The sequence below is a fragment of the Microbacterium sp. str. 'China' genome, from assembly GCF_002993305.1.
GTDB lineage: Bacteria > Actinomycetota > Actinomycetes > Actinomycetales > Microbacteriaceae > Microbacterium > Microbacterium paraoxydans.
In genome coordinates this window covers 2617125-2639144 of sequence record NZ_CP027434.1, presented here as the reverse complement: position 1 = coordinate 2639144, position 22020 = coordinate 2617125, and the positions used below count along the sequence as shown (strand labels likewise).

At 69.9% G+C, this 22020-nt stretch carries 22 protein-coding genes and 2 tRNA genes; 17 read left to right on the top strand and 7 right to left on the bottom strand.

Annotated features, from left to right (window positions below; genetic code table 11):
- Positions 1 to 30: 30 nt before the first annotated feature.
- Positions 31 to 972, bottom strand: a complete 942-nt coding sequence (locus C6C15_RS12755) for a metallophosphoesterase (RefSeq protein ID WP_060921876.1) — start codon at positions 970 to 972, stop codon at positions 31 to 33.
- The gene (locus C6C15_RS12750; RefSeq protein WP_234024148.1) at positions 963 to 3524 is read right to left on the bottom strand and encodes a transglycosylase domain-containing protein; all 2562 of its coding nucleotides are present in this window, start codon (positions 3522 to 3524) and stop codon (positions 963 to 965) included. Before C6C15_RS12750 ends, C6C15_RS12755 begins: the two co-directional genes overlap by 10 nt.
- A gap of 89 nt (positions 3525 to 3613) precedes the next feature.
- On the opposite strand from C6C15_RS12750, the gene C6C15_RS12745 reads away from it, so the two are divergent.
- Entirely contained in the window at positions 3614 to 3838 is a 225-nt protein-coding gene (locus tag C6C15_RS12745) for a hypothetical protein (RefSeq protein WP_060921874.1), read from the top strand.
- Entirely contained in the window at positions 3835 to 4293 is a 459-nt protein-coding gene (locus tag C6C15_RS12740) for a RidA family protein (protein WP_105950280.1), read from the top strand. The genes C6C15_RS12745 and C6C15_RS12740 overlap by 4 nt, the downstream gene beginning before the upstream one ends.
- Positions 4294 to 4392: 99 nt before the next feature.
- Here the strand turns inward: C6C15_RS12740 and acs are convergent, their stop codons facing one another.
- Positions 4393 to 6360 carry an acetate--CoA ligase gene (gene acs / locus C6C15_RS12735; protein WP_105950279.1) on the bottom strand — a complete coding sequence of 656 codons (1968 nt, stop codon included), beginning with the start codon at positions 6358 to 6360 and terminating at the stop codon, positions 4393 to 4395.
- A gap of 399 nt (positions 6361 to 6759) precedes the next feature.
- On the opposite strand from acs, the gene C6C15_RS12730 reads away from it, so the two are divergent.
- The 12 genes from C6C15_RS12730 (at position 6760) to C6C15_RS12675 (ending at position 17323) form a co-directional block, all read left to right on the top strand.
- Complete coding sequence (locus tag C6C15_RS12730) at positions 6760 to 7764, top strand: TadA family conjugal transfer-associated ATPase (RefSeq protein WP_105950824.1); 1005 nt, start codon at positions 6760 to 6762, stop codon at positions 7762 to 7764.
- Entirely contained in the window at positions 7758 to 8657 is a 900-nt protein-coding gene (locus tag C6C15_RS12725) for a type II secretion system F family protein (protein ID WP_105950278.1), read from the top strand. Before C6C15_RS12730 ends, C6C15_RS12725 begins: the two co-directional genes overlap by 7 nt.
- 30 nt (positions 8658 to 8687) lie before the next feature.
- On the top strand, positions 8688 to 8894 hold the full coding sequence (locus tag C6C15_RS12720) for a DUF4244 domain-containing protein (protein WP_105950277.1): 207 nt from the start codon (positions 8688 to 8690) through the stop codon (positions 8892 to 8894).
- Positions 8891 to 9271, top strand: a complete 381-nt coding sequence (locus C6C15_RS12715; protein ID WP_234024147.1) for a TadE family type IV pilus minor pilin — start codon at positions 8891 to 8893, stop codon at positions 9269 to 9271. The genes C6C15_RS12720 and C6C15_RS12715 overlap by 4 nt, the downstream gene beginning before the upstream one ends.
- The gene (locus tag C6C15_RS12710; protein ID WP_306663911.1) at positions 9268 to 9600 is read left to right on the top strand and encodes an Rv3654c family TadE-like protein; all 333 of its coding nucleotides are present in this window, start codon (positions 9268 to 9270) and stop codon (positions 9598 to 9600) included. The genes C6C15_RS12715 and C6C15_RS12710 overlap by 4 nt, the downstream gene beginning before the upstream one ends.
- A 78-nt stretch (positions 9601 to 9678) precedes the next feature.
- Entirely contained in the window at positions 9679 to 12570 is a 2892-nt protein-coding gene (gene topA, locus C6C15_RS12705; protein ID WP_105950276.1) for a type I DNA topoisomerase, read from the top strand.
- Complete coding sequence (gene tmk / locus C6C15_RS12700; RefSeq protein WP_105950275.1) at positions 12567 to 13196, top strand: dTMP kinase; 630 nt, start codon at positions 12567 to 12569, stop codon at positions 13194 to 13196. The genes topA and tmk overlap by 4 nt, the downstream gene beginning before the upstream one ends.
- Before the next feature lie 87 nt (positions 13197 to 13283).
- Positions 13284 to 14441, top strand: coding sequence for a DNA polymerase III subunit delta' (locus tag C6C15_RS12695; protein WP_105950274.1), 1158 nt, complete (start codon positions 13284 to 13286; stop codon positions 14439 to 14441).
- A complete protein-coding gene (locus tag C6C15_RS12690) occupies positions 14438 to 15991 on the top strand; it encodes an alpha/beta hydrolase (RefSeq protein WP_199787655.1) in 1554 nt (517 codons plus the stop codon). Before C6C15_RS12695 ends, C6C15_RS12690 begins: the two co-directional genes overlap by 4 nt.
- Positions 15992 to 16060: 69 nt before the next feature.
- A tRNA-Thr gene (locus C6C15_RS12685) sits at positions 16061 to 16133 on the top strand.
- A 78-nt stretch (positions 16134 to 16211) separates the two neighbouring features.
- Positions 16212 to 16793 carry an isochorismatase family protein gene (locus C6C15_RS12680; RefSeq protein ID WP_105950273.1) on the top strand — a complete coding sequence of 194 codons (582 nt, stop codon included), beginning with the start codon at positions 16212 to 16214 and terminating at the stop codon, positions 16791 to 16793.
- Positions 16790 to 17323 carry a DUF1697 domain-containing protein gene (locus tag C6C15_RS12675; RefSeq protein WP_105950272.1) on the top strand — a complete coding sequence of 178 codons (534 nt, stop codon included), beginning with the start codon at positions 16790 to 16792 and terminating at the stop codon, positions 17321 to 17323. Before C6C15_RS12680 ends, C6C15_RS12675 begins: the two co-directional genes overlap by 4 nt.
- On the opposite strand, the gene C6C15_RS12670 is transcribed toward C6C15_RS12675, so the two are convergent.
- Complete coding sequence (locus C6C15_RS12670) at positions 17304 to 17522, bottom strand: hypothetical protein (protein ID WP_105950271.1); 219 nt, start codon at positions 17520 to 17522, stop codon at positions 17304 to 17306. The two genes, C6C15_RS12675 and C6C15_RS12670, sit on opposite strands and share 20 nt — an antisense overlap.
- A gap of 25 nt (positions 17523 to 17547) precedes the next feature.
- Between C6C15_RS12670 and C6C15_RS12665 the strand changes: the two genes are divergently transcribed.
- On the top strand, positions 17548 to 18066 hold the full coding sequence (locus tag C6C15_RS12665) for a CGNR zinc finger domain-containing protein (RefSeq protein WP_105950270.1): 519 nt from the start codon (positions 17548 to 17550) through the stop codon (positions 18064 to 18066).
- 3 nt (positions 18067 to 18069) lie between these two features.
- On the opposite strand, the gene C6C15_RS12660 is transcribed toward C6C15_RS12665, so the two are convergent.
- Positions 18070 to 18615 (bottom strand): type 1 glutamine amidotransferase domain-containing protein, encoded by a 546-nt coding sequence (locus C6C15_RS12660; RefSeq protein ID WP_060922993.1) that lies wholly within the window; start codon positions 18613 to 18615, stop codon positions 18070 to 18072.
- A gap of 157 nt (positions 18616 to 18772) precedes the next feature.
- Here C6C15_RS12660 and C6C15_RS12655 point away from each other — a divergent pair, with 157 nt between their 5' ends.
- Complete coding sequence (locus C6C15_RS12655; protein ID WP_105950269.1) at positions 18773 to 19237, top strand: hypothetical protein; 465 nt, start codon at positions 18773 to 18775, stop codon at positions 19235 to 19237.
- An 8-nt stretch (positions 19238 to 19245) separates the two neighbouring features.
- Here the strand turns inward: C6C15_RS12655 and C6C15_RS12650 are convergent.
- Positions 19246 to 19318: transfer RNA gene (locus C6C15_RS12650), tRNA-Lys, on the bottom strand.
- A gap of 135 nt (positions 19319 to 19453) precedes the next feature.
- Positions 19454 to 20113: a fasciclin domain-containing protein gene (locus tag C6C15_RS12645; RefSeq protein ID WP_105950821.1), complete on the bottom strand. Its 660-nt coding sequence runs from the start codon at positions 20111 to 20113 to the stop codon at positions 19454 to 19456.
- A gap of 167 nt (positions 20114 to 20280) precedes the next feature.
- Between C6C15_RS12645 and C6C15_RS12640 the strand changes: the two genes are divergently transcribed.
- Positions 20281 to 21993 (top strand): cytochrome c biogenesis protein DipZ, encoded by a 1713-nt coding sequence (locus tag C6C15_RS12640; protein ID WP_060922991.1) that lies wholly within the window; start codon positions 20281 to 20283, stop codon positions 21991 to 21993.
- Positions 21994 to 22020 lie beyond the last annotated feature (27 nt).

The following is a 22020-nucleotide window of genomic DNA, read 5'->3' as shown; positions in this document are numbered from 1 at the left end:
TCCACCCGCGTGGCGGAACCGTTCGCGGGGTCAAGCGTGGGGGGTCAGCGTGAGCAGTGTCGCCTCGGGGCGGCACGCGAAGCGGACGGGCGCGTAGATGGAGTGCCCGCAGCCTGCGCTGACGTTCAGAGGCACCGAACGGTCGCCATGCGTCCAGGTACTGAGTCCCTTGGCCTGCTTCAGGGGGATGTCGCAGTTGGCCACGATGGCGCCGAAACCGGGGAGACAGACCTGTCCGCCGTGAGTGTGGCCGCCGAGGATGGCGTCCGCGCCGAGGTCGACGAAGCCGTTGAGCACGCGTTGATACGGCGCATGCGTGACGCCGAGCACGGGAGTGGCGTCCGACCGCGACCCGAGTTGTTCGAGCGCCGCGGGCAGCACGTCGAGGCGCTCCCAGTCGCGATGGGCGTCGTCGACGCCGAACAGGTCGACCGCCTCGCCGCGCACCGTGAGTCGCGTCGCGGTGTTGTTCAGGTCGGCCCAGCCGAGCTCGTCCGTGAAGTAGCGGTCCATCGCGGCGGTGTCGAGCAGAGTGGGCTCGCGGTGCTTCTGCGATGGTCCGGCGAAATACCGCAGCGGATTCCGGGGGGAGGGGCCGTTGACGTCGTTGGAGCCGTGCACGAACACCCCGGGAACTCCGGCGAAGGGGGCGAACGCTCGGCGGATGCCCTGCAAGCCCTCCTCGTGCCCGAGGTTGTCGCCCGTGTTGACGATGAGGTCGGGCTTCAGATCGGCCAGGGACGCGAGCCAGTCCTGCTTCCGGTGCTGCCAGGGCGCCATATGCGCGTCAGAGAGGTGCAGGATGCGCAGCGGCGCCGCGCCCGCCGGAAGTGCCTCCGCCGAGACCTCCCGCACCGTGAACAGGTACCGCTCGATGCCGATACCCCAGATCGCGGTGGCTGCACCGACGGCCCCCACCGCGCCGAGCGCGATGAGGGCCGGGTGCGCCGCGCGGGACGTGCCTACTTGCACGACACTCGGATCGGCGTGGCCTTCGTCGCCGCAGAGTTCGCGGCCGGGGTCGTCGCCGTCACCGTCGCGTCTTCCGCGTTACAGGAGCCTTCTCGTTCGACCGTCGTGAAGCCGGCGGCGACGAGCGCGGCGTTGGCCTCGGTCGGACTCTGCCCTGTCACATCGGGGACGGTCGCGCCGTTGCCGTTGCTGGGCGAGATCGTGATGGTGGCCCCGGCAGCGGCCTGACCGGACGGGCTCTGTTCGACGACGATGTTCGTCGCCTTGTCGCTGTCCACCGGATCGCCCACGGAGACCTGGAAACCGGCCCGCTCGAGAGTCGCAGTCGCTTCCTCGACGGTCTGCCCGACGACATCCGGCACGTCGACACGGATCTGTCGGATGAGGTTGCCGTCCGGCTCCGGGAACCGATCGCCACCGTAGGCCTGGTTCGCGGCGTGCTGCGCGGCGCGGGCCAGCGGGTACCGCACCTCGTTGAGGAGGTGGCTGCCGGTCCAGACGTTGAACACGTTGTCGTGGTTGCCGTTCGAGCGGCCGGCCCAGACCGCGGTCGCGACCTTGGTGCTGGACTCGATCATCATGGTCGACCACAGGTCGTGCGTACCGGTCTTGCCGATCAGCGGGGTGCCGTCGAAGGGGTTGGCTCGCGCGCCGGTGCCACCGCCGGCCATGACGCCCTGCAGTGCATAGGCCGCGGTCGCCGCGACCTCCTTCGAGAGCACGCCCTCGGTGCAGGAGGCCTTGGGGAGCGGACGCTCCTTGCCCTCGGGGTCGATCACCTTGTCGATCGCCCGGGGCGTGCAGTACGTGCCGCCGCTGGCGACCGTCGCATAGGCGTTGGCCATCGCGATGGGGGAGATGTTCTTCGGCCCGAGCACGTCGTACGGCACGTTCTCCTCGGTGACCTTCTCGCCGCTGGCGAGCGTGACGCCCATCTTGTCGGCGACCTTGTTGATGTCGCAGACGTCGAGCTTGGCGGCCATCGCGAAGTAGCCGCTGTTGAGCGACTGCGCCGTGAAGGTCATCGGCGTCCCCGGATAGCCGCGGCTGCGGCCGAAGTTGCCGATCTTTGCAGTGTCGGTGGGCTGGGGGCTGCCGCAGACCGGGATCTGCAGGTTCGTCTGCACGGTCCCGTTCAGGTTCTCCCGCACGGAGTGGCCCTTCTCGAGCCAGTCGATGAGGGTGAAGAGCTTGTAGGTCGAGCCCACCTGGAAGCCGCCGGAGTTGCCGTACTTCTGGTCACCGGCGAAGACGAGCGATGAGTACTGCTGGTCGCTGGTCGGAGTCTCCGAGAACTTCGTGTTCTGCGTGATCGAGAGAATGCGGCCCGTGCCGACCTCGATCGAGACACCGGCAGCACCGAAGTACTTGTTGTCGAAGTTCGCCGGGACGACGTTGGCCATCTCCTCGGCCGCCGGGTCCTGCACGCGGAAGTCGAGGGTGGTGTAGATCTTCAGACCACCGCGGCGCAGCAGGTCGCGACGCTCCTGGATGTCCGCACCGAACGCCTCGTCGTTCTCGACGATCGACTTCACGTACTGGCAGAAGTAGGCGTTGCGTCCGGCGGCGGCACAGCCCTGGGTCGGGACCTTGATGGCGGGAGTGATCGCGGCGGCCTTCGCCTCGTCGTGCTGCGCCTGGGTGATCTTGCCGTCCGTGAGCATACGGCCGAGAACGTAGTCGCGGCGGTCCTTGGCGTCCTTGTACCCGTCCTCGGCGGAGTTGTGCGCGACGCCGTCGTCGGTCGTGTAGGTGCCGCCGGGCTTGTCGATGCGGTATGTGTTCGGGTTCTGCACGATGCCGGCGAGCGTCGCCGCCTGGCCGACGGTGAGCTTCGCGGCGGTCGTGGAGAAGTAGTACCGCGCGGCGGCCTCGATGCCGTAGACCGTGCCGCCGAAGTTCGCGATGTTGAGGTATCCGAGGAGGATGTCGTTCTTCGAGTAGTCCTTCTCGATCTGGATGGCGTAGCGCATCTCCTGGAGCTTGCGCTCGATGCCGTCGACGCCGGAGGCGTTGGTGGCGTCCTGCCAGCACTGCTGCAGCTCGTCCGCGTAGGTCTCGGAGGCCGTGTTGACGTTCTGCTCGCACTGCTGGATGCGGACGTTCTTCACGAACTGCTGGCTGATCGTCGAAGCGCCGCGGCTGGACGTGCCCCGCACGTTGTCGACGAGGGCCTTCACGGTCGCGCCGAGGTTGACGCCGCCGTGGGTGTAGAAGTTCTTGTCCTCACTGGAGAGGATCGCGTCGTAGAGGACGGGGGCGACCTGCTCGTAGGTGACCGGGACCCGGTTCTGCTCGTAGAACGACGCCAGCACGACCGGCTTGCCCTCGGGGTTGGTCGCGTAGATGGTCGACTGCTCCATCGGGGTGTCGACCTTGAGGACCTCGGGCAGCTCATCGAAGATGGTCAGCGCCGTGGAGCCGGCGACGCCGGTCATCGCGAGGACGGGGGTGACGCTGGCGGTGACCAGCAGACCGGCGATGGCGCTCAATCCGACGAGCCCGACGAGACCGCCGAGCACGCCCTTCACCGTGCGGTTCTTTTGGGGCATACGCTTGATCGTAGGGGAGTTCCCTGAATACCCGCTTTGACGAGCGCGGCCCGGTCTGCCCTGGACGCGCCCTGATCGACAGGAGTGCCATGACCACGTGGGAGTACCTCACCACGCCGCTGCTGATCCACAACACCGCGGCCATCCTCAACAACTGGGGCAAGCAGGGCTGGGAGCTCGTGCAGGTGGTGCAGGGCCCCGAAGGCGGTCTGGTCGCCTACTTCAAGCGCCCGGTGACCACGGACGGCTCGGCCAACGCCGGGCTCGCCGCCGCCGCCGAAGCCTCCCGCCAGTTCGAAGGGGGCCAGGCATGAGTGTCGCCGCCCGACTCTCCGAGCTCGGTATCGAGCTTCCCGCCGTCGCCGCTCCGGTCGCCGCCTACGTGCCGGCCGTCGTGCACGGTGGCCTCGTCTACACGTCTGGCCAGCTCCCGTTCGTCGACGGTGCCCTCCCGGCGACCGGCAAGGTCGGTGCGGAGGTCTCTGCGGAGGACGCCAAGGCGTTCGCCCGGACCTGCGCCCTGAACGCGCTCGCTGCGGCTGCCGATGTCGCAGGCGGTGTCGATCGGATCGCCGGTGTGGTCCGCGTCGGCGGGTTCGTCGGCTCGGCGGAGGGCTTCACAGGACAGCCCGCCGTCATCAACGGCGCGAGCGAGGTGCTCGGCGAGATCTTCGGCGAGGAGGGCCGGCACGCCCGCGCCGCGGTCGGCGTCGCGGAGCTCCCGCTCGGCAGCCCCGTCGAGGTCGAGGTCACGTTCCGCCTCGCATAGTTCCCGTGCCCCGGCTCGCCGAGACCCCGGGTACGCGCCGAGACCCCCTGTTGCAGACGCCTGCAGCAGGGGGTCTCGACGTGAACCCGGGGTCTCGCGTTACTTGACCTGGGCGGAGATGATGCTCATCACGGCGGTGTCGGCGAGCGTCGTCGTGTCGCCGACCTCGCGACCCTCGGCCACGTCGCGGAGCAGACGCCGCATGATCTTGCCGGAACGGGTCTTCGGCAGCTCGCCGACGATGTAGACGTCGCGCGGACGGGCGATCGCGCCGATCTGCTCGCCCACCCAGAGCCGCAGCTGCTGGGCGAGTCCCGCCGGGTCGTGCGCCGAGAGGTAGCTCTCCTTGATGATCACGAACGCGACGACCGCCTGACCAGTCGTCTCGTCCGAGGCGCCGACGACGGCGGCTTCCGCCGTGGCCTCGTGCGCGACGAGGGAGGATTCAATCTCCGCGGTCGACAGCCGGTGGCCGGAGACGTTCATGACGTCGTCGACCCGGCCGAGCAGCCACAGGTCGCCGTCCTCGTCGAGGCGGGCCCCGTCGCCGGCGAAGTAGTAGCCCTGCTTCTCGAACTTCTCCCAGTACGTCTCGCGGAAACGCTCCGGGTCGCCCCAGATGCCACGCAGCATGCTCGGCCAGGGTTCGGTGATCACGAGGAGGCCGCCGTTGCCGTTGCCGACCTCGACGCCCTGTTCATCGACCACATCGATCGAGATGCCGGGCAGGGGCACCTGCGCCGAGCCGGGCTTCGTGGCGGTGATGCCGGGGAGCGCCGACACCATGATCGCCCCGGTCTCGGTCTGCCACCAGGTGTCGACGATCGGGGTCTTGCCGGCGCCGATCACCTCGCGGTACCACATCCAGGCCTCCGGGTTGATGGGCTCGCCCACCGATCCGAGCACCCGCAGCGACGACAGGTCGAACTTCTGCGGGACGCTCCGACCGATCTTCATGAAGGAGCGGATCGCGGTCGGGGCCGTGTAGAAGATCGAGACCTTGTACTTCTCGATGAGCTCCCACCAGCGGCCGGGGTGCGGAGTGTCGGGGGTGCCCTCGTACAGCACCTGGGTGGCGCCGTTCGCCAGCGGTCCGTAGGTGACGTAGCTGTGTCCGGTGATCCAGCCGATGTCGGCGGTGCACCAGTAGACGTCGGTCTCCGGCTTCAGGTCGAAGACGTTCTTGTGCGAGTACGCCGCCTGGGTGAGGTAGCCGCCGGAGGTGTGCAGGATGCCCTTCGGCTTCCCCGTCGTGCCCGAGGTGTACAGGATGAAGAGGGGGTTCTCGGCGGGGAACGCCTGGGCGGTGTGGTCGGAGGAGGCGGCGGGGACGACGTCGTGCCACCACAGGTCACGGCCCTCGGTCCACTCCACCTCGTTCTCGCCGCGCTTGACGACGAGCACGTGCTCGACGGTCTGCTGCTCGCCCTCGCCGCGGTCGGCCAGCGCCTGGTCGACGGCGGGCTTCAGCGCGGAGACACGGCCCTTGCGGTACCCGCCGTCCGCCGTGATGACGAGCTTGGCGCCGGCGTCGTCGATCCGGGAGCGGAGGCTGTCCGCGCTGAAACCACCGAAGACGACCGAGTGGATGGCGCCGACGCGCGCCACGGCGAGCATCGCGGCGATCGCCTCGGGGATCATCGGCAGGTAGATCGCGACGCGGTCGCCCTGACCGATGCCGAGCTCGTCGAGCACGTTCGCGACGCGCTTGACCTCGTCCGTCAGCTCGGCATAGGTGATGCGGCGGCTGTCGCCGGGCTCACCCTCCCAGAAGAGTGCGACGCGGTCGCCGTTGCCGGCCTCGACGTGCCGGTCGAGGCAGTTGTACGCCACGTTGAGCTCTCCGTCGTCGAACCACTTGGCGAAGGGCGGATTGCTCCAGTCGAGGACCTGCGTGAAGGGCTTGTGCCAGTGGACGAGCTCGCGCGACTGGTCGGCCCAGAAGCCCTCGCGGTCCGCGGCGGCGCGCTCGTAGAGCTCCTGCGAGGCGACGGATTGGGCGGCGAACTCCTCCGACGGCGCGAAGCGCCGGGTCTCGTCGAGAAGGTGATCGATCTGACTGCTCATCGGCAGGCGCTCCTTTGCGGCGTTCGGGTCGTGCAGGCATGGCCGCAGGGGGAGTGCGACCAGGTCAGGGTGAATCTATCCCCGCCCCTGACCCTCGAATACTGCCGAAAGTCGGTAGTCGAGTGGGTTTTGTCAGGACGGTCGCCTTGCGTACACTCGACGACAGCCGAAATCTCATTCCGGCCTTGGCGTGCCCGATTCCCCCGGATCGAGAGCCGCCGTGGGCGGCATCTCATTCCCCCCGTGAGGTGCCGCCCTTTCTCATGGGAGCGCTCCCGCCTCCTCGTCCGCCGCGGCCGGCTCCTGCACCGCCGCGGGTGGCGTCTGGTTGTGCACAGGGTCCGACGGAACATGTGCCCCGCGCGGTCGTCGCGCACAGCCGCGGCCTACCTTCGCCGTATGCCTGATCGATTCGTCATCCGCCCTCGCCCTTCCGGGACTCGTGCCGCATCGCGCGCTCCGCAGGAGGCGCTCCGGAGTGAGCCGGCGTTCGCCCCGCTCGCGCCGTTCGTCGACGACGAGGTGACGGACGTGTTCCTGAACGGCGCGGACGCGCTGTTCGTGGATAGAGGGAGCGGGGCGGAACGCGTGCCGGACTGGCGGGCCACGGAACGCGAGGTCCGCGAGCTCGCCGTGGCGCTCGTCGCGATCGGAGGGCGACACCTCGACGATCAGACGCCGTGCGTCGATGTGCGGCTCGGCTCCGGCGTCAGGGTGCACGCCGCCTTGGCTCCGGTGTCGGCATTGGGCACAGCCGTGTCGATCCGCGTCCCTCGCGTGCACGCGGCCGACCTCGATGCGCTCGCGGCGCGCGGGGCCTTCGATGCGCGGCAGAGGCGCTGGCTCGGCTCGCTCGTCCGCGACCGGGCGAACCTCCTGCTCACCGGGGGAACGGGCTCCGGCAAGACGACGCTGCTGTCGGCTCTGCTGTCGGAGGTCGCGCCCGATGAGCGCATCGTCACCATCGAAGACGTCGCGGAGCTGAGGCCCCGGCACCCGCACCATGTGGCTCTGGAGGCTCGCCAGGCCAATCTCGAAGGCGCCGGGGAGATCGATCTGGCGCGATTGGTGCGGGAGTCCCTGCGCATGCGGCCCGACCGTCTGGTGGTGGGCGAGTGCCGAGGGGAGGAGGTGCGCGAGCTGCTCACCGCGCTCAACACCGGGCACGACGGCGGTGCGGGCACCCTGCACGCCAGCGGTCTGGCGGACGTGCCCGCGCGCTTGGAGGCCCTGGGCGCGCTCGCCGGCATGGATGCGGTGGCCCTCGCGCGTCAGGCGGTGAGCGCCTTCACCATCGTGCTGCACCTGGAGCGCACCTCGGCCGGGGCGCGACGCATCGCGAAGGCCGGTCGTCTCGTGCTCGCAGGCGACCGTCTGGCGATCGAGGAGGTCGAGCCGTGGTGACGCTCCGTGTGCCGCGTCCGGCGTCGGCGGCCGGTCCGCATGTCGCCGATTCCGTCCAGACGCTCGCGGTGCTCCTGCAGGCCGGGGCGATCCCCCTCGTCGCCTGGCGGCATCTCGCGGGCACAGGAGACCCGTCCGCGACGGCGGTGCTGGAACGAACGGATGAGGGGGTGCCCCTGGTCGCGGCGATCGAGGCGCAGGGTGGCATGTGGACGGAGCTGGCGGCGGCGTGGGAGGTCGCCACGACGGTGGGAGCGCCGCTGGCCGACGTGCTCCGCACCATCGCCGAGGCGCTGCGCGATGCCGCGTCGGCGGCGGACGACGTCCGGGTGGCCCTGGCCGAGCCGGCGGGCACGGCGCGACTGCTGCTCTGGATGCCGCTGGCCGGCCTGCTGCTCGGCGTGGCGCTGGGCTTCGACACCCTGGGCGCGATCATCGGTAACCCCCTCGGGGGTGCGTGCGTCGTCGCCGGCCTCCTGCTGGTCGTGATCGCCCGACTGTGGACGAGACGACTACTGCGCCGTGCGCGTCCCGAGTCGGGGACGCCGGGCATGACGGCGGAGCTCGTCGCGGTCGCGCTCACGGGTGGTGCACCGATCGACCGCGCCGTCGCGCTCGTCACCGAGACCGGAGTCGTCGATCCCGCCGAGCGCGACCGCGTCGGCCAGGTGCTCGAGCTCTCCCGTGCAGCCGGCGTCCCCGCCGTGGAGCTGCTGCGCGCGGCGGCGGCACAGGACCGGCATCGTGCGAGGGTCCAGGGGCGTCTTCGCGCCGCGCGCCTCTCCACGCGGCTGCTGCTTCCGCTCGGCGTCTGCACGCTGCCTGCGTTCCTCCTGCTCGGTGTGGCGCCCCTCCTGCTCAGTGTGCTCGCCTCCACGCCCCTGCCGACTTGACCCTTCCGTGATCACCCAAAGAAAAGAGGTATGAAGATGAACGACACCCTGCCCACCCTGGACCGGCGCCGCGCCCGGGCTCTCTTCGGAGACGACACCGGCGCAGCGACCGCCGAGTACGCCATCACCACCATGGCCGCGGTCGCCTTCGCCGGTCTGCTCGTGGCGATCATGCGCTCGGACGAGGTGCGGGGAATCCTCACCGGCCTCGTGCGTCGAGCTCTGACCGTCTCATGACGGGCGGCGTACCCGATGCCGATGCGACCCCGGCACACCGGCGGTGGCGGGGTGACCGTGGCGCCGTCGCGGCGGAGCTCGCCCTGGCGCTACCGGCCATCGTGCTGGTGCTGCTGCTCGGGGCGGGTGCTCTCGTGGCGGCGTCGAGGCAGGTTGCGCTGCAGGATGCGGCCGCCGACGCCGCACGGCTGCTCGGCCGCGGCGAGGACCCGGCGGCGGCAGCCCGGGTCGTCCACGAGGCGATCCCGGGCGCCGGTGCCTCGTTCGCCCCTGCGGGCGACCTCGTGTGCGCCACGGCGACGCTCCGGGTCGCCTTCGGAGCGGTCATCAGCGTCCCGCTGCGCGCCTCGAGCTGTGCGCTGGACGGGGGCCGATGATGGCGGGCTCGGCGCTGGCGGCCGCGCTCCTCGTGGTGAGCGCCACGCTGTCCGTCGGTCTTGCGGCGGTGGGCGGTGCGGCGGTCACAGCACAGCGTGCGGCGGGCGCCGCCGACGCCGCCGCGCTCGCCGCCGCGGATGCCGCGAGCGGCGCGGTGCCGACGGCCGACGAGCCTTGTGCGTTGGCCGCCAGGGTCGCCGCGGCGGGCGGGGCGGCCCTGATGAGCTGTTCGCTGGAAGGGTATGTGGCGACCGTGTCCGTGGAGGCGGCGTACGCTGGACTCGCTGCCGTCTCCCGCGCTCGTGCCGGGCCACCCGAGGAACCATGACGGCGGCTCTACCCCTCGCCCGCTGTGAACGACCCCTGATAGCGGTGTGTATGGTGTGCTTCGAAGAAAGGACGCCCCTTGGCTGAAGGCAAGAAGCTCGTCATCGTCGAGTCCCCGACGAAGATGCGGTCTATTCAGGGATACCTCGGCGACGGCTACGAGGTGCTCAGCTCCGTCGGGCACATCCGCGATCTCGCCGACAAGAAGGACATCCCGGCCGAGGACAAGAAGGCGTACGGCAAGTACTCCATCGACATCGACAACGGTTTCGACCCCTACTACGTGGTCTCGGACCGCAAGACCAAGACGGTCGCCGAGCTCAAGCGCGCGCTCAAGCACGCCGATGAGGTCCTGCTCGCCACTGATGAGGACCGCGAGGGCGAGGCGATCGCCTGGCACCTGCTGGAGACGCTCAAGCCCAAGGTGCCGGTCAAGCGCATGGTCTTCCACGAGATCACCAAGGACGCGATCCAGGCCGCCGTCGGCAACACCCGTGAACTCGACCACGCCCTCGTCGACGCGCAGGAGACCCGGCGCATCCTCGACCGCCTCTACGGGTGGGATGTCTCGCCCGTGCTCTGGTACAAGGTCAAGACCGGGATCTCGGCCGGCCGGGTGCAGTCCGCCGCGACCCGCCTGATCGTCGACCGCGAGCGTGAGCGCATGGCGTTCGTCTCTGCGGAGTACTGGGACGTCGATGCCGACGCGGCCGCGACCGGCACGTCCTTCCGCATCCGCCTGGTGCGCGTGGACGGCGGCCAGCTCGCCCGAGGCTCCGACTTCGACGACACCGGGAAGCTCAAGAAGGCGGTCGTGGTCCTCGACGAGGCGAAGGCGGCAGCCCTTGCGCGCGCCGTCGACGCCGCAGGGGCGGGAACCGTCACCAAGGTCGAGGCCAAGCCGGGAACCCGCAGCCCCTACGCGCCCTTCACGACCTCCACCATGCAGCAGGAGGCGGGCCGCAAACTCTCGATGAGCGCGAAGCAGGCGATGAGCGTCGCCCAGCGCCTCTACGAGAAGGGGTACATCACCTATATGCGTACCGACTCCACGGCGCTGAGCACCCAGGCGGTGCAGGCGGCCCGGAGTCAGGCCGTGGCTCTCTACGGCGACGACGCGGTGCCCCTCAAGCCGCGCGTCTACAAGTCGAAGAGCAAGAACGCGCAGGAGGCGCACGAGGCGATCCGCCCCTCGGGGGAGAACTTCCGCACGCCGTCCTCGCTGTCCGGCGAGCTCGACCGCGAGGAGCAGCGGCTGTACGACCTGATCTGGAAGCGCACCGTCGCGAGCCAGATGTCGGACGCCAAGTACGAGACGACGACCGTCACCATCGCGGTCGAGGCGGACGGCCAGACGGCGGAGTTCACCGCCTCCGGTACGGTCTACACGTTCAAGGGCTTCCTCGAGGCCTACGAAGAGGGCCGCGACGAGAAGCGCAGCGATGCCGACGCCGCGGAGAACCAGTCCCTGCCCGCAGTCTCCGTCGGCGATGAGCTGGCGGTGTCCGCCGCGGAGGCGAAGGGGCACCGCACCACGCCGAAGCCGCGCTACACCGAGGCCTCGCTGGTGAAGGTGCTCGAGGAGAAGGGCATCGGCCGTCCGTCGACCTTCGCCACGATCCCGGAGACCATCCTCGATCGCGGGTACGCGGTCAAGCGCGGACAGGCCCTCGTTCCGACGTGGCTCGCGTTCAGCGTGGTGCGTCTGCTCGAAGAGCACTTCGCCGAGCTCGTCGACTACGACTTCACCGCGGCGCTCGAGGACGACCTCGACACCATCGCACGCGGCGAGCAGAACCGCGTGGAATGGCTGAAGTCGTTCTACTTCGGCTCCGACTCGCACGTGGGTCTTCGCCAGGTCGTCGACAACCTCGGGGAGATCGACGCCCGGGCGCTGAACTCGACGCGGATCACCGACACCGCGACCCTCCGGTTCGGCAAGTACGGCCCCTACCTCGAGGTGACGGACCCGAAGGATCCGGAGGCCAAGCCGCGGATCGTCAACGTCCCCGAAGATCTCGCGCCTGACGAGCTCACGGCGGAGAAGGCCCAGGAGCTGATCGATGCGCCGGTCGCCGGCGACCGCGTCCTCGGGGTGAACCCGGAGAACGGCAAGGTCGTCGTCGTCAAGGACGGACGCTTCGGTCCCTACGTGCAGGAGAACGATCCGGTCTCCGACGATGCCGTCGTCGACGAGGCCACCGGTGAGGTCGTCGACCTTCGGCAGGCTCAGGCACCCAGCGCGAAGGGGAAGCGCGGCGCGAAGAAGGAAGCGGCGCCCAAGCCCCGCACCGCCTCGCTGTTCCGCTCGATGTCGGTGGACACGATCGATCTCGACACCGCGCTGCAGCTGCTGAGCCTGCCGCGCGTGGTCGGCGTCGACCCGGAGACGGGGGACGAGATCACCGCGCAGAACGGCCGCTTCGGTCCCTACCTGAAGAAGGGCGCCGACTCCCGGTCGCTGGAGAGCGAGTCGCAGATCTTCGACGTCACGCTGGAACAGGCGCTGGAGATCTACCAGCAGCCCAAGTACGGCGCCCGGCGGGCGTCGAGCGCGCTGGCCGAGTTCGAGGCCGACCCGGTGAGCGGTAAGCCCATCCGCGTGCGCGACGGCCGCTTCGGACCGTACGTCACCGACGGCGAGACGAACGTCACCATCCCGCGCGGACAGACCCCGGACGACATCACGTTCGAGATCGCCGTGCAGATGCTCGCGGACAAGCGCGCGAAGGGTCCGGCGCCCAAGCGCGGAGCGGCGAAGAAGGCTCCGGCCAAGAAGGCTCCCGCCAAGAAGGCTCCCGCCAAGAAGGCACCGGCGAAGAAGGCCCCGGCGAAGGCCTCCACCGCGAAGAAGTCCACGGCGGCGAAGACGTCGACCACCTCGGCGGCCCGCTCGGCGGCGGCCAAGAAGGCGGCGGCGACCCGGGCCGCGAACGCGGCGGCGAAGGCCGCAGAGAAGGCGGACTCGTGACCGCAGGCCCGGGCCTCTGGATCACGCTGGAGGGCGGGGACGGGTCCGGGAAGACCACCCAGTCGAACCTCCTGGCCACGTGGCTGGAGCAGAGCGGTCGGACGGTCGTGCGCACCCGGGAGCCGGGTGGTTCCGAGGTCGGGCAGCTCATCCGCGACATCGTGCTCCACCATCGCGGCGACATCGCCCCGCGTGCGGAGGCGCTGCTCTACGCCGCTGACCGTGCACACCACGTCGCCACGGTCGTCCGACCCGCGCTCGCTCGCGGCGAGATCGTGCTGCAGGACCGCTACCTCGACTCCTCGGTGGCATATCAAGGCGCCGGACGCGTCCTCGACGCCACGGAGATCCGCGATCTGTCGCTGTGGGCCGCGGAAGGGGCTCTTCCGGACCTCACCGTGCTCCTCGATCTCGATCCGGCCACGGCGCGCACGCGCCTCGACTCGGCCGACAAGCCGTTCGACCGGCTGGAGGCCGAGAAGGAGGCCTTCCACGCCCGTGTGCGCGACGCCTATCTCGAACTGGCCCGCGCGGAGCCCGCTCGGTTCCTCGTGATCGACGCTGCGGCGTCGCCCGAGCACATCGCTGATCGCATCCGCGCCCGCGTCTCCGCACTGTTCGACTGATCCTCCACAGAGAAGGCCTCGTCCGACGGGATGCCCGGTCCACCGGCGGGTGGTGGGAGCGTCGGCGGTCGCGATTAGGCTGAGTGCATGCCCTCGACCCTCGCCCCGCCTTTTCCCTGGGCCGACGTCTGGGGGCAGGAGGCCGCCGTCGAGACGCTGCGCGCCGCCGCGTCCGATCCCGCCGCGCTCTCGCACGCCTGGCTGATCACGGGCCCTCCGGGCTCCGGACGCTCGACCCTCGCCTACGCCTTCGCCGCCGCGCTCATCGCCGAGGGGCCGGACGACGAGGCCACGATGCGGCAGGTCCTCGCCGGTACCCACCCCGACGTGACCGCGCTCCGCACCGACAAGGTGATCATCACCATCGCCGAAGCGCGCGCCCTCGTCGAGCGCTCCTACTTCGCCCCGTCCGCCGGCCGCTATCGGGTCATCGTCGTCGAAGATGCCGACCGGATGGTGGAGCGCACCTCGAACGTGCTGCTCAAGGCGCTGGAGGAGCCGCCGGAGCAGACCGTCTGGATCCTCTGTGCGCCCAGCGAGGCCGACCTCCTCCCCACGATCCGGTCGCGCGTGCGGTCGCTCCGGCTTCGCGAACCCGACGTGGCGGACGTGTCCCGCCTCATCAGTCTCCGCACGGGAGTGGACGAGGCGGTCGCCGAGCAGGCCGCCCGACACGCGCAGCGTCACATCGGCATGGCCCAGCGTCTCGCCACCGACGATTCCGCACGTCGCCGCCGCGACGAGACACTCCGCGCCGTGATCGGGGTGCGCGGAGTCAATGACGCCGTCGAGGTCGCCGGCCGCATCATCCAGGCGGCGACGGAGGACGCCAAGGCGCTCACCGCCGAGCGGGACGCAGCGGAACGTGCCGCTCTCCTGCGCACCGTCGGGGTCGCCGAGGGGCAGGCGGTGCCTCCGGCGCTGCGAGCCCAGGTGTCCGCGCTGGAGGACGACCAGAAGAAGCGGGCGACGCGGAGTCTGCGGGACGGCATCGACCGGGTCCTCACCGACCTGCAGTCGCTCTTCCGCGATGTGGCGATGCTGCAGTACGGTCGCGGCGACGACCTCATCAACCGCGAACTGCGCCCCGAGCTGGCCGGCCTCGCCGGCGCCTGGAGCGTGGAGCGTACGCTCGTCGTGCTCGACCACCTGGCCGAGACCCGTGAGGCGCTGGAGCGCAACGTCGCCCCGCTGCTCGCACTCGAGAGTTTGCTCGTGACCGTCACGAGCGGGAGGAAACCGTGAAGACTCGATCCCTGTCCCGCCTCCGTCGCACCGCGGCCATCGTCGCCGGCCTGGCTGCCGCCTCGGTCGCGCTCTCCGGATGCCTCTACGCCATGATCCCGGAGCAGTCCTCGAAGCCGGCCGTGGAGAAGACCCCGGACACCGAGGGTGTCGCGGAAGATCTGCTGCCGTTCTACTCCCAGGGGCTGGACTGGACCGACTGCGGGCCAGGCTTCGACTGCACGACCGTCACCGCGCCGCTCGACTGGGAAGACCCCGGAGCGGGAGAGATCGAGCTCGCCGTCGTGCGGCATCGCGCCGAGGGCGAGGCGATCGGCTCGCTGCTCACGAACCCCGGTGGCCCCGGTTCCAGCGGCGTCGACCTCATCCAGAGCAGCCTCGACTACGCGGTGGGTCCGGCGCTCATCGAGAACTACGACGTCATCGGCTTCGACCCGCGCGGGGTCGGCGCCTCCACCGCCGTCACCTGCTACGACGCGAAGGAGATGGACGAGTATCTCTACGGCATCCCCTCGGCGTCGCGGGGCACCCCGGAGTGGGAGGCCGAACTGCTCGACTCAGCCCGCGCCTTCGGCGAGGCGTGCGACGCCAACAGCGGGGGCATCCTCCCGTACATCACGACGGTGAACGCCGCCCGCGACATGGACCTCCTCCGTGCCGTCCTGGGCGACAAGGAGCTCAACTACCTCGGGTACTCGTACGGCACGTTCCTGGGCGCGACCTACGCCAAGCTCTACCCGGAGAAGGCCGGGCGGCTCGTGCTCGACGGGGCGATCGATCCCTCCGTCCCCGGCCTCGAGGTCGGTGCCACGCAGGCACTCGGCTTCGAGTCGGCGCTGCGGGCGTACATGCAGAACTGCCTCGACTCCGGCTCGTGCCCCTTCAACGGCACGGTCGATGAGGCGATGGCCGATCTCGGCGCGCTCCTGGCGAGCGCGGACCGCACGCCGTTGAAGAACGGGGACGGCCGCCTCATGGGCGCCGACGCCCTGATGACGGCGATCATCGCGGCGCTGTACTCGGAGGACAGCTGGGAGATCCTCACCCAGGCCCTGGACGAGGCGCTGCAGGGCGACCCGTCGACGGCCTTCCGCCTCGCCGACTTCTACAACGGTCGGGAGAACGGCACCTACATCGACAACTCGACCGAGGCGTTCCGCGCGTACAACTGCATGGACTACCCGGTCGAGGACGACCCTGCCGCCGAGGCGGCCACCGAGAAGAAGATCGCGGAGGGGGCGCCGACCATCGCCCCGTACTGGTCCGGACCGGACCCGTGCGAGGTGTGGCCGTATCCGCCCACCGGGACCCGCGAGAAGATCACCGCGGAAGGCGCGGGGCCCATCGTCGTCGTCGGCACGACCAACGATCCCGCGACCCCGTACGAGTGGTCGGAGTCGCTCGCCGATCAGCTCTCCGAGGGCGTCCTCATCACCCGCGTGGGCGAGGGCCACACCGGTTACAACAAGGGCAACGTCTGCGTGGACGAGGCGGTGGAGGCCTTCCTCCTCGAAGGCGTGGTGCCGGAAGACGGCCTGCGCTGCGAGTGATCGCGCCTCGATTCGCGAGTGAGCGCGAGACAGGGTAATATCGGTGATCGCGCCGCTCACGCGTCGCACGCCGCTTTAGCTCAGTCGGCAGAGCATTTCACTCGTAATGAAAAGGTCGTCAGTTCGATTCTGACAAGCGGCTCAGGAAAACCCCCGGAACCCTCGTGGTCCCGGGGGTTTCCTCGTCTCCGGGCCCGGCCGCGGGGCGTACTCTCAGAGCATGAGCAGAGCGCTTCTCATCGTCGATGTGCAGAACGACTTCACCGAGGGTGGTGCCCTCGCGGTTCCGGGCGGTGACGCGGTGGCCGCCGCCGTCTCCGCCTACCTCTCCTCCCACGCCGACGACTACGAGGTGATCGTGGCCTCCCGGGACTGGCACGATGCCGACGGCGACAACGGCGGCCACTTCTCCACGACCCCGGACTACACCGACTCCTGGCCCGTGCATTGCGTCGCCGGCATGGCCGGAGCCGAGTATGATCCGTTGCTCGTGACCGACCGCGTCACCCACCACGTGCGCAAGGGCCAGGGCCGCCCGGCCTACTCGATGTTCGAGGGGGTGACCGACGACGGTGCGACGGTCGCCGCGGTGCTGAGTGCGGCCGGCGTCGTGACGGCCGATGTCGTCGGCATCGCCACGGACCACTGCGTCCGGGCTTCTGCGCTCGACGCGATCGCCCACGGCGTCCACGTCCGTGTGCTCACCGACCTGATCGCCGGGGTCGCCCCCGAACCCAGTGCCGCTGCTCTCGCCGAGCTTGCACACGCCGGTGCCGAACTGCTGGAGAGCGCGGAGACGTGAGTCGCAGCGTCCTCCTCCTCCGCGCGGTCAACGTCAGCGGACGCAACAGTGTGCCGATGATGCGGCTGCGCGAGCTGCTCGCCGCCGAGACCGACCTGGGGGACGTCTCCACCTACATCGCGAGCGGCAACATCCTCTGCGCGACGCCGCGAGAACCCGCGGCGGCCTGCGCGACGGTCCGGGCGCTCATCGCGGCGGAGTTCGGTGTCGACACTCCGGTCATCCATCGCACGCACGCCGAGCTCGCCGAGTCCGAAGCGGCCCAGCCCTTCCCGGAGGGGGAGCTGAAGCTCGTGCACGCGATGTTCCTCGAGGGTGAGCCCGCCCCCGGGGCTCTCGAGGCTCTGCACGAGCGCCTGATGCCGGGGGAGCGCCTCGCCCTGGTCGGACACGATCTGTGGATCGACTACGCCCCCGGCGGGGTGCACACGACGAAGCTCTCGAAAGCCGTGCTCGACCGGGCGCTCGGGGTTCCCGGCACGGCGCGCAACCTGCGCACGGTGCGGAAGCTCATCGCGCTGACGGCGTGACCACGGCCCGGCTCAGCGCGGTCGGCGGCATCTGGGCATGCGGGGCGAGGTCCACCCGACGAGAATCGCAGTCCGGGCACCGGACGTACAGCACGACGCCCTCGCTCGTGGGATGGCGCGACTCCACGAGCCAGGCGTGCTCGTGGGTGTCGTCGGGGGAGGTGAGACGGGGGATCGGGAGGGTGTCGGAGGAGGCCATGGGACCAGCGTGATGTAATGGTCTTATGCATCTCAACCCTTACGGGGAGTATGCGGTGCTCCTCGCCGCCTCCCTCGCGAACGACTGGCCGGAGGACCGCGCGGGGATCGAGGAACGCGCGCTCGCGCTGGGGATGACGCAGACGTTTCCGCCGGCCCCCGACGACCACGCGCAGGTGCGCGCCGTGATCGACGACTGGCTGGCCATCGTGGATGAACCGGACCCCGATGCGCGGGCCGCCCTGCTCAACGATCAGCTCGCCACCGCGGGCGCCTATCCGCGGCTCACCAATCACGATGACGAGGGCTGGCACCTGCACTACCGGGACGACGTGCGCTCGCTGCCCTTCGTGCTGCGCGCGATCATCAACCTCGGCACGGCGCTGCACCTCGTGACCCGGGGGATGAACCGACTCGGGCGCTGCGACGCGCCGCCGTGCACCAACGTCGTCGCGGACGTGACGCGCAACGGCCGCCAGCGGTTCTGCTCCGTGAGGTGCGCGAACCGGGCGGCCGTGCGGCGCCATCGGGCGCGCGTGAGCTGATGGTCAGGCGGTCTGTCCCGCGTGCTTGCCCTCGCCGATCTCCTCGACCAGCTTGGCGTTGAACGCCGGGAGGTCATCGGGGGTGCGGCTCGACACGAGCCCCTCGTCGACCACGACCTCCTCGTCCACCCAGCTCGCGCCGGCATTGCGGAGATCGGTCTTCAGGCTCGGGTAGCTCGTGATCGTCCGGCCGTCGACGACGCCGGCCTCGATGAGGATCCAGGCGCCGTGGCAGATGACGCCCACCGGCTTGTGCTGCTCGAAGAACGCACGTGCCAGGTCGATGGAGGCGTGATCCATCCGGAGGTGATCCGCGTTCACCACGCCGCCGGGCAGCACGAGCGCGTCGAACTGGTCGGCGCTGGCGTCCGCGGCCTTCAGGTCGACGGCCTGTTCGTGGCCGTTCTTCCCGGTGATCGCTGCTCCGTCCGGGGCGATGAGTGTGGCGCTCGCGCCCTCCGTCGTCACCGCCTCCCAGGGGCTCGTGAGCTCGCTGTCCTCGAAGCCGTCCGTCGCCAGGAATGCCACGCGGTTTCCGGTGAGAGTCATGGTCCGTCCTTTCGGTAGGAAGTCGCCCTGTTCCGGGGACTCCTCGACCCTCTCGCAGGGCTCCGGGCGTCGCCAGGGGGTGGCCAGCCGCGGACGACGGTGATACAGAGCGGCCGCGCTGGCGGGAATGGCATCGGCGACTCGATACGATCCAGACATGCGCCTCCGCCCTGCTCTCCTCCTCCTGCCGGTGCTGGTCGTCCTCGCCGGCTGCACGCCGGCTCCGGAGCCGACACCGACCGTGACCTCCACCCCCTCGGAGACGCCGTCGTCCTCGCCCGTCCCGACCACGGCGCCGACGCCCACGGAGACGTCCGCGCCGCCGGCTGCCGGCGCCTTCGCGAAGGGGCAGCTCGTCTCTCTCTGCACCGAGAAGATCCGCTCGATCTCGCCGGATGCGACGTTCTTCGCCGACATGGCGACCACGGAGTGGCTGGGAGAGTCGGCGGTGTGGTTCGTGGCCGTCCCGGAGACGATCGACGGTCAGGACAACGTCGCCGTCTGCGGCATCGGGGGGAGCCCCGAGGCCCCGGACTTCGTGATGCACGGCGAGACGCTGCCGGACGGCGTCGCCGGGATCCGCGACGACCTGCTCGCCGGGAACGCCGGCGGCGACGACTGAGGATGCGGTGGGCCCCGTGGGGCTCGAACCCACGACCCGCGGATTAAAAGTCCGATGCTCTGCCAACTGAGCTAGAGGCCCGTGCTCCCAGTCTAGGGGGCGCACGACGAGGGGCCGTCGGCGCCACAGCCGCCGACGGCCCCTTCACCTGCCCCGTGTCCCTCCTGACAACAGGGGAGGCCGTGTGCCGGTCGGGTCGCCGGCACCATCCCTGGCTTACTCAGCCGGGGGCATCAGGACCGAGTCGATGAGGTACACGGTCGCGTTCGCGGTCTGCACGCCGCCGCAGATGACGTTGGCGTCGTTGACCATCCACTCGTCACCGCTGCCGGTCACCTCGAGGTCGGCGCCCTGGACGGTGGTGTGCATGCCCTCGATGTCGGACGGCTCGATCTGGCCGGGGACCACGTGGTACGTGAGGATCGAGGTCAGCAGGTCGCTGTCGGTCTTCAGCGTCTCGATGGTCGCGGCGTCGATCTTCGCGAAGGCGTCGTCGACCGGGGCGAACACGGTGAACTCGTCGCCGTTGAGCGTGTCGACGAGGTTCACGTCGGGGTTCAGCTCACCGCTGACCGCCGACACGAGCGTCGTCAGCATGGGGTTGTTCGAGGCGGCGACCGCCACCGGGTCCTGGGACATGCCCTGGATGGAACCGGCGCCGTCCGGGACCTCTTCCGCGTAGGCCTCGCAGCCGGGGCCGACGAGGTTCGCGGCGGGATCCATCTCCATCGGCGTCGACTCCGACGACTCCGGGGTCGTCGGCTCCGACGACTCCTCCGTGCTCGTTCCGCTGCCCATGGAACATGCCGAGAGCAGGAATGCGCTCGCCAGACCCAGGGTGACTGCTGCGGTGACCTTCTTCTTGGTGCTGAACATGTCGAGCTCCTTCGAAACTCCGGCCACGGCCTCTCCGTGGCGTCGAGGGCTGTTCGGAAGCCTCCCCGGATCGGATGGGAGGAATTTCGAGATTCTCCGAAATCGGATCCGATCCAATCCGCTGCGGGGGGTCGGCGCGAACAGCACCCGACAGAGACGAGGACCTCATGGACCTGATCATCATCGGCCTGCTCGGCGGGCTCATCACCGGCATCTCGCCGTGCATCCTGCCCGTGCTCCCGGTGATCTTCCTCACCGGCGGTGCCCAGTCGGCGTCCTACGAGGGGGAGGCGGTGCCGGCGAAGCGCAGCCGCCCCTACTTCGTCATCGCCGGCCTCGTGCTGAGCTTCACGCTCGTGACGCTCGCCGGCTCGCTCCTGCTGGGCCTGCTGAACCTGCCGCAGGACATCATCCGCTGGGTCGGCATCGCGGTACTGGTCGTCATTGGGGTGGGACTCATCGTGCCGCGGTTCCAGCACATCCTGGAGCGGCCGTTCCAGCGCTTCGGACAGCGCGAGGTGAAGAACCGCGGCAACGGCTTCGGCGTCGGCCTCGCCCTCGGGGCCGTGTTCGTCCCGTGCGCGGGCCCGGTCCTCGCGGCCATCATCGTCGCCGGCTCCACGGGGCAGATCGGCGTGGGCACCGTGCTCCTCACCGTCTCCTTCGCGATCGGCGTCGCGGTGCCCCTGCTGGTATTCGCGCTCGCGGGGCGCAGTGTCATCGAGCGCATCCGGGCCTTCCGGACGAAGGAGCGGGCGCTCCGGATCGCCGCCGGCGTGGCGATGATCGGCCTCGCCGTTGGTCTCGTGTTCAACGTGCCGCAGGCGCTGCAGCGTCTGCTCCCGGACTACACCGCGCCCCTGCAGGAGCAGATCGCCGACTCCGAGCAGGTGCAGGACGCCCTCGACCTCGGCGGCCTGGTGAACGAGGAGAACAAGGACCTCGACAAGTGCACGAACGGCGCGACCGAGCTGGAGTCCTGCGGGACGGCGCCCTCCATCAAGGGGATCCAGCAGTGGCTCAACACCCCGGACGGGGAGGCGATCGACCTGAAGGACCTGCGCGGCCAGGTGGTCCTCATCGACTTCTGGGCGTACTCCTGCATCAACTGCCAGCGCTCCATCCCGCACGTCGTGGCCTGGGACGAGGCCTACCGGGACGCGGGACTGCAGGTGATCGGCATCCACTCGCCCGAGTACGCGTTCGAGAAGGATCCGGGGAACGTCTCGGCGGGCGCGCGTGACTTCGGCATCGAGTACCCCGTCGCTCTCGACAACACCCTCTCCACCTGGACCAACTACCGCAACCGCTACTGGCCCGCGCACTACCTCATCGACGCGGAGGGGACCGTGCGCCACATCTCCTTCGGCGAGGGCAACTACGCCGCGACGGAGGCGATGATCCGGGAGCTGCTGCAGGACGCCGACCCCGACGTCGATCTCCCCGCCGCCACGGACGTGAAGGACGAGACCCCGGACGTGGGAGCCACGACCCGGGAGACCTTCCTCGGCTCCTCGAAGGACGTCAACTACGGCGGCGGCGACGAGTACCGTCGCGGAGACGGCAGCTTCCGCTTCCCGGACGACCAGCCCGACGACAGCTTCGCCCTGGACGGCGACTGGACGGTGGAGACCCAGTATGTGACGCCGACCGCTGACGACGCGCGGATCCGGTTGCAGTATCGGGCGGCTGAGGTGCGCATGGTCGTCGCGGGGTCGGGGGAGGTGGTGGTCACCGACGCCGACGGGAACGCGCAGACGATCCGGATCGACGGGACGCCACGCTCCTACGGGCTGCTCGAGCAGGACGACATCGCGAAGGGCACGTTCACGCTCGAGGTCCCCACCGGCGTCGAGGTGTATTCGTTCACATTCGGGTGACGTCTGCACGGGAAGAGGGAGGAGATA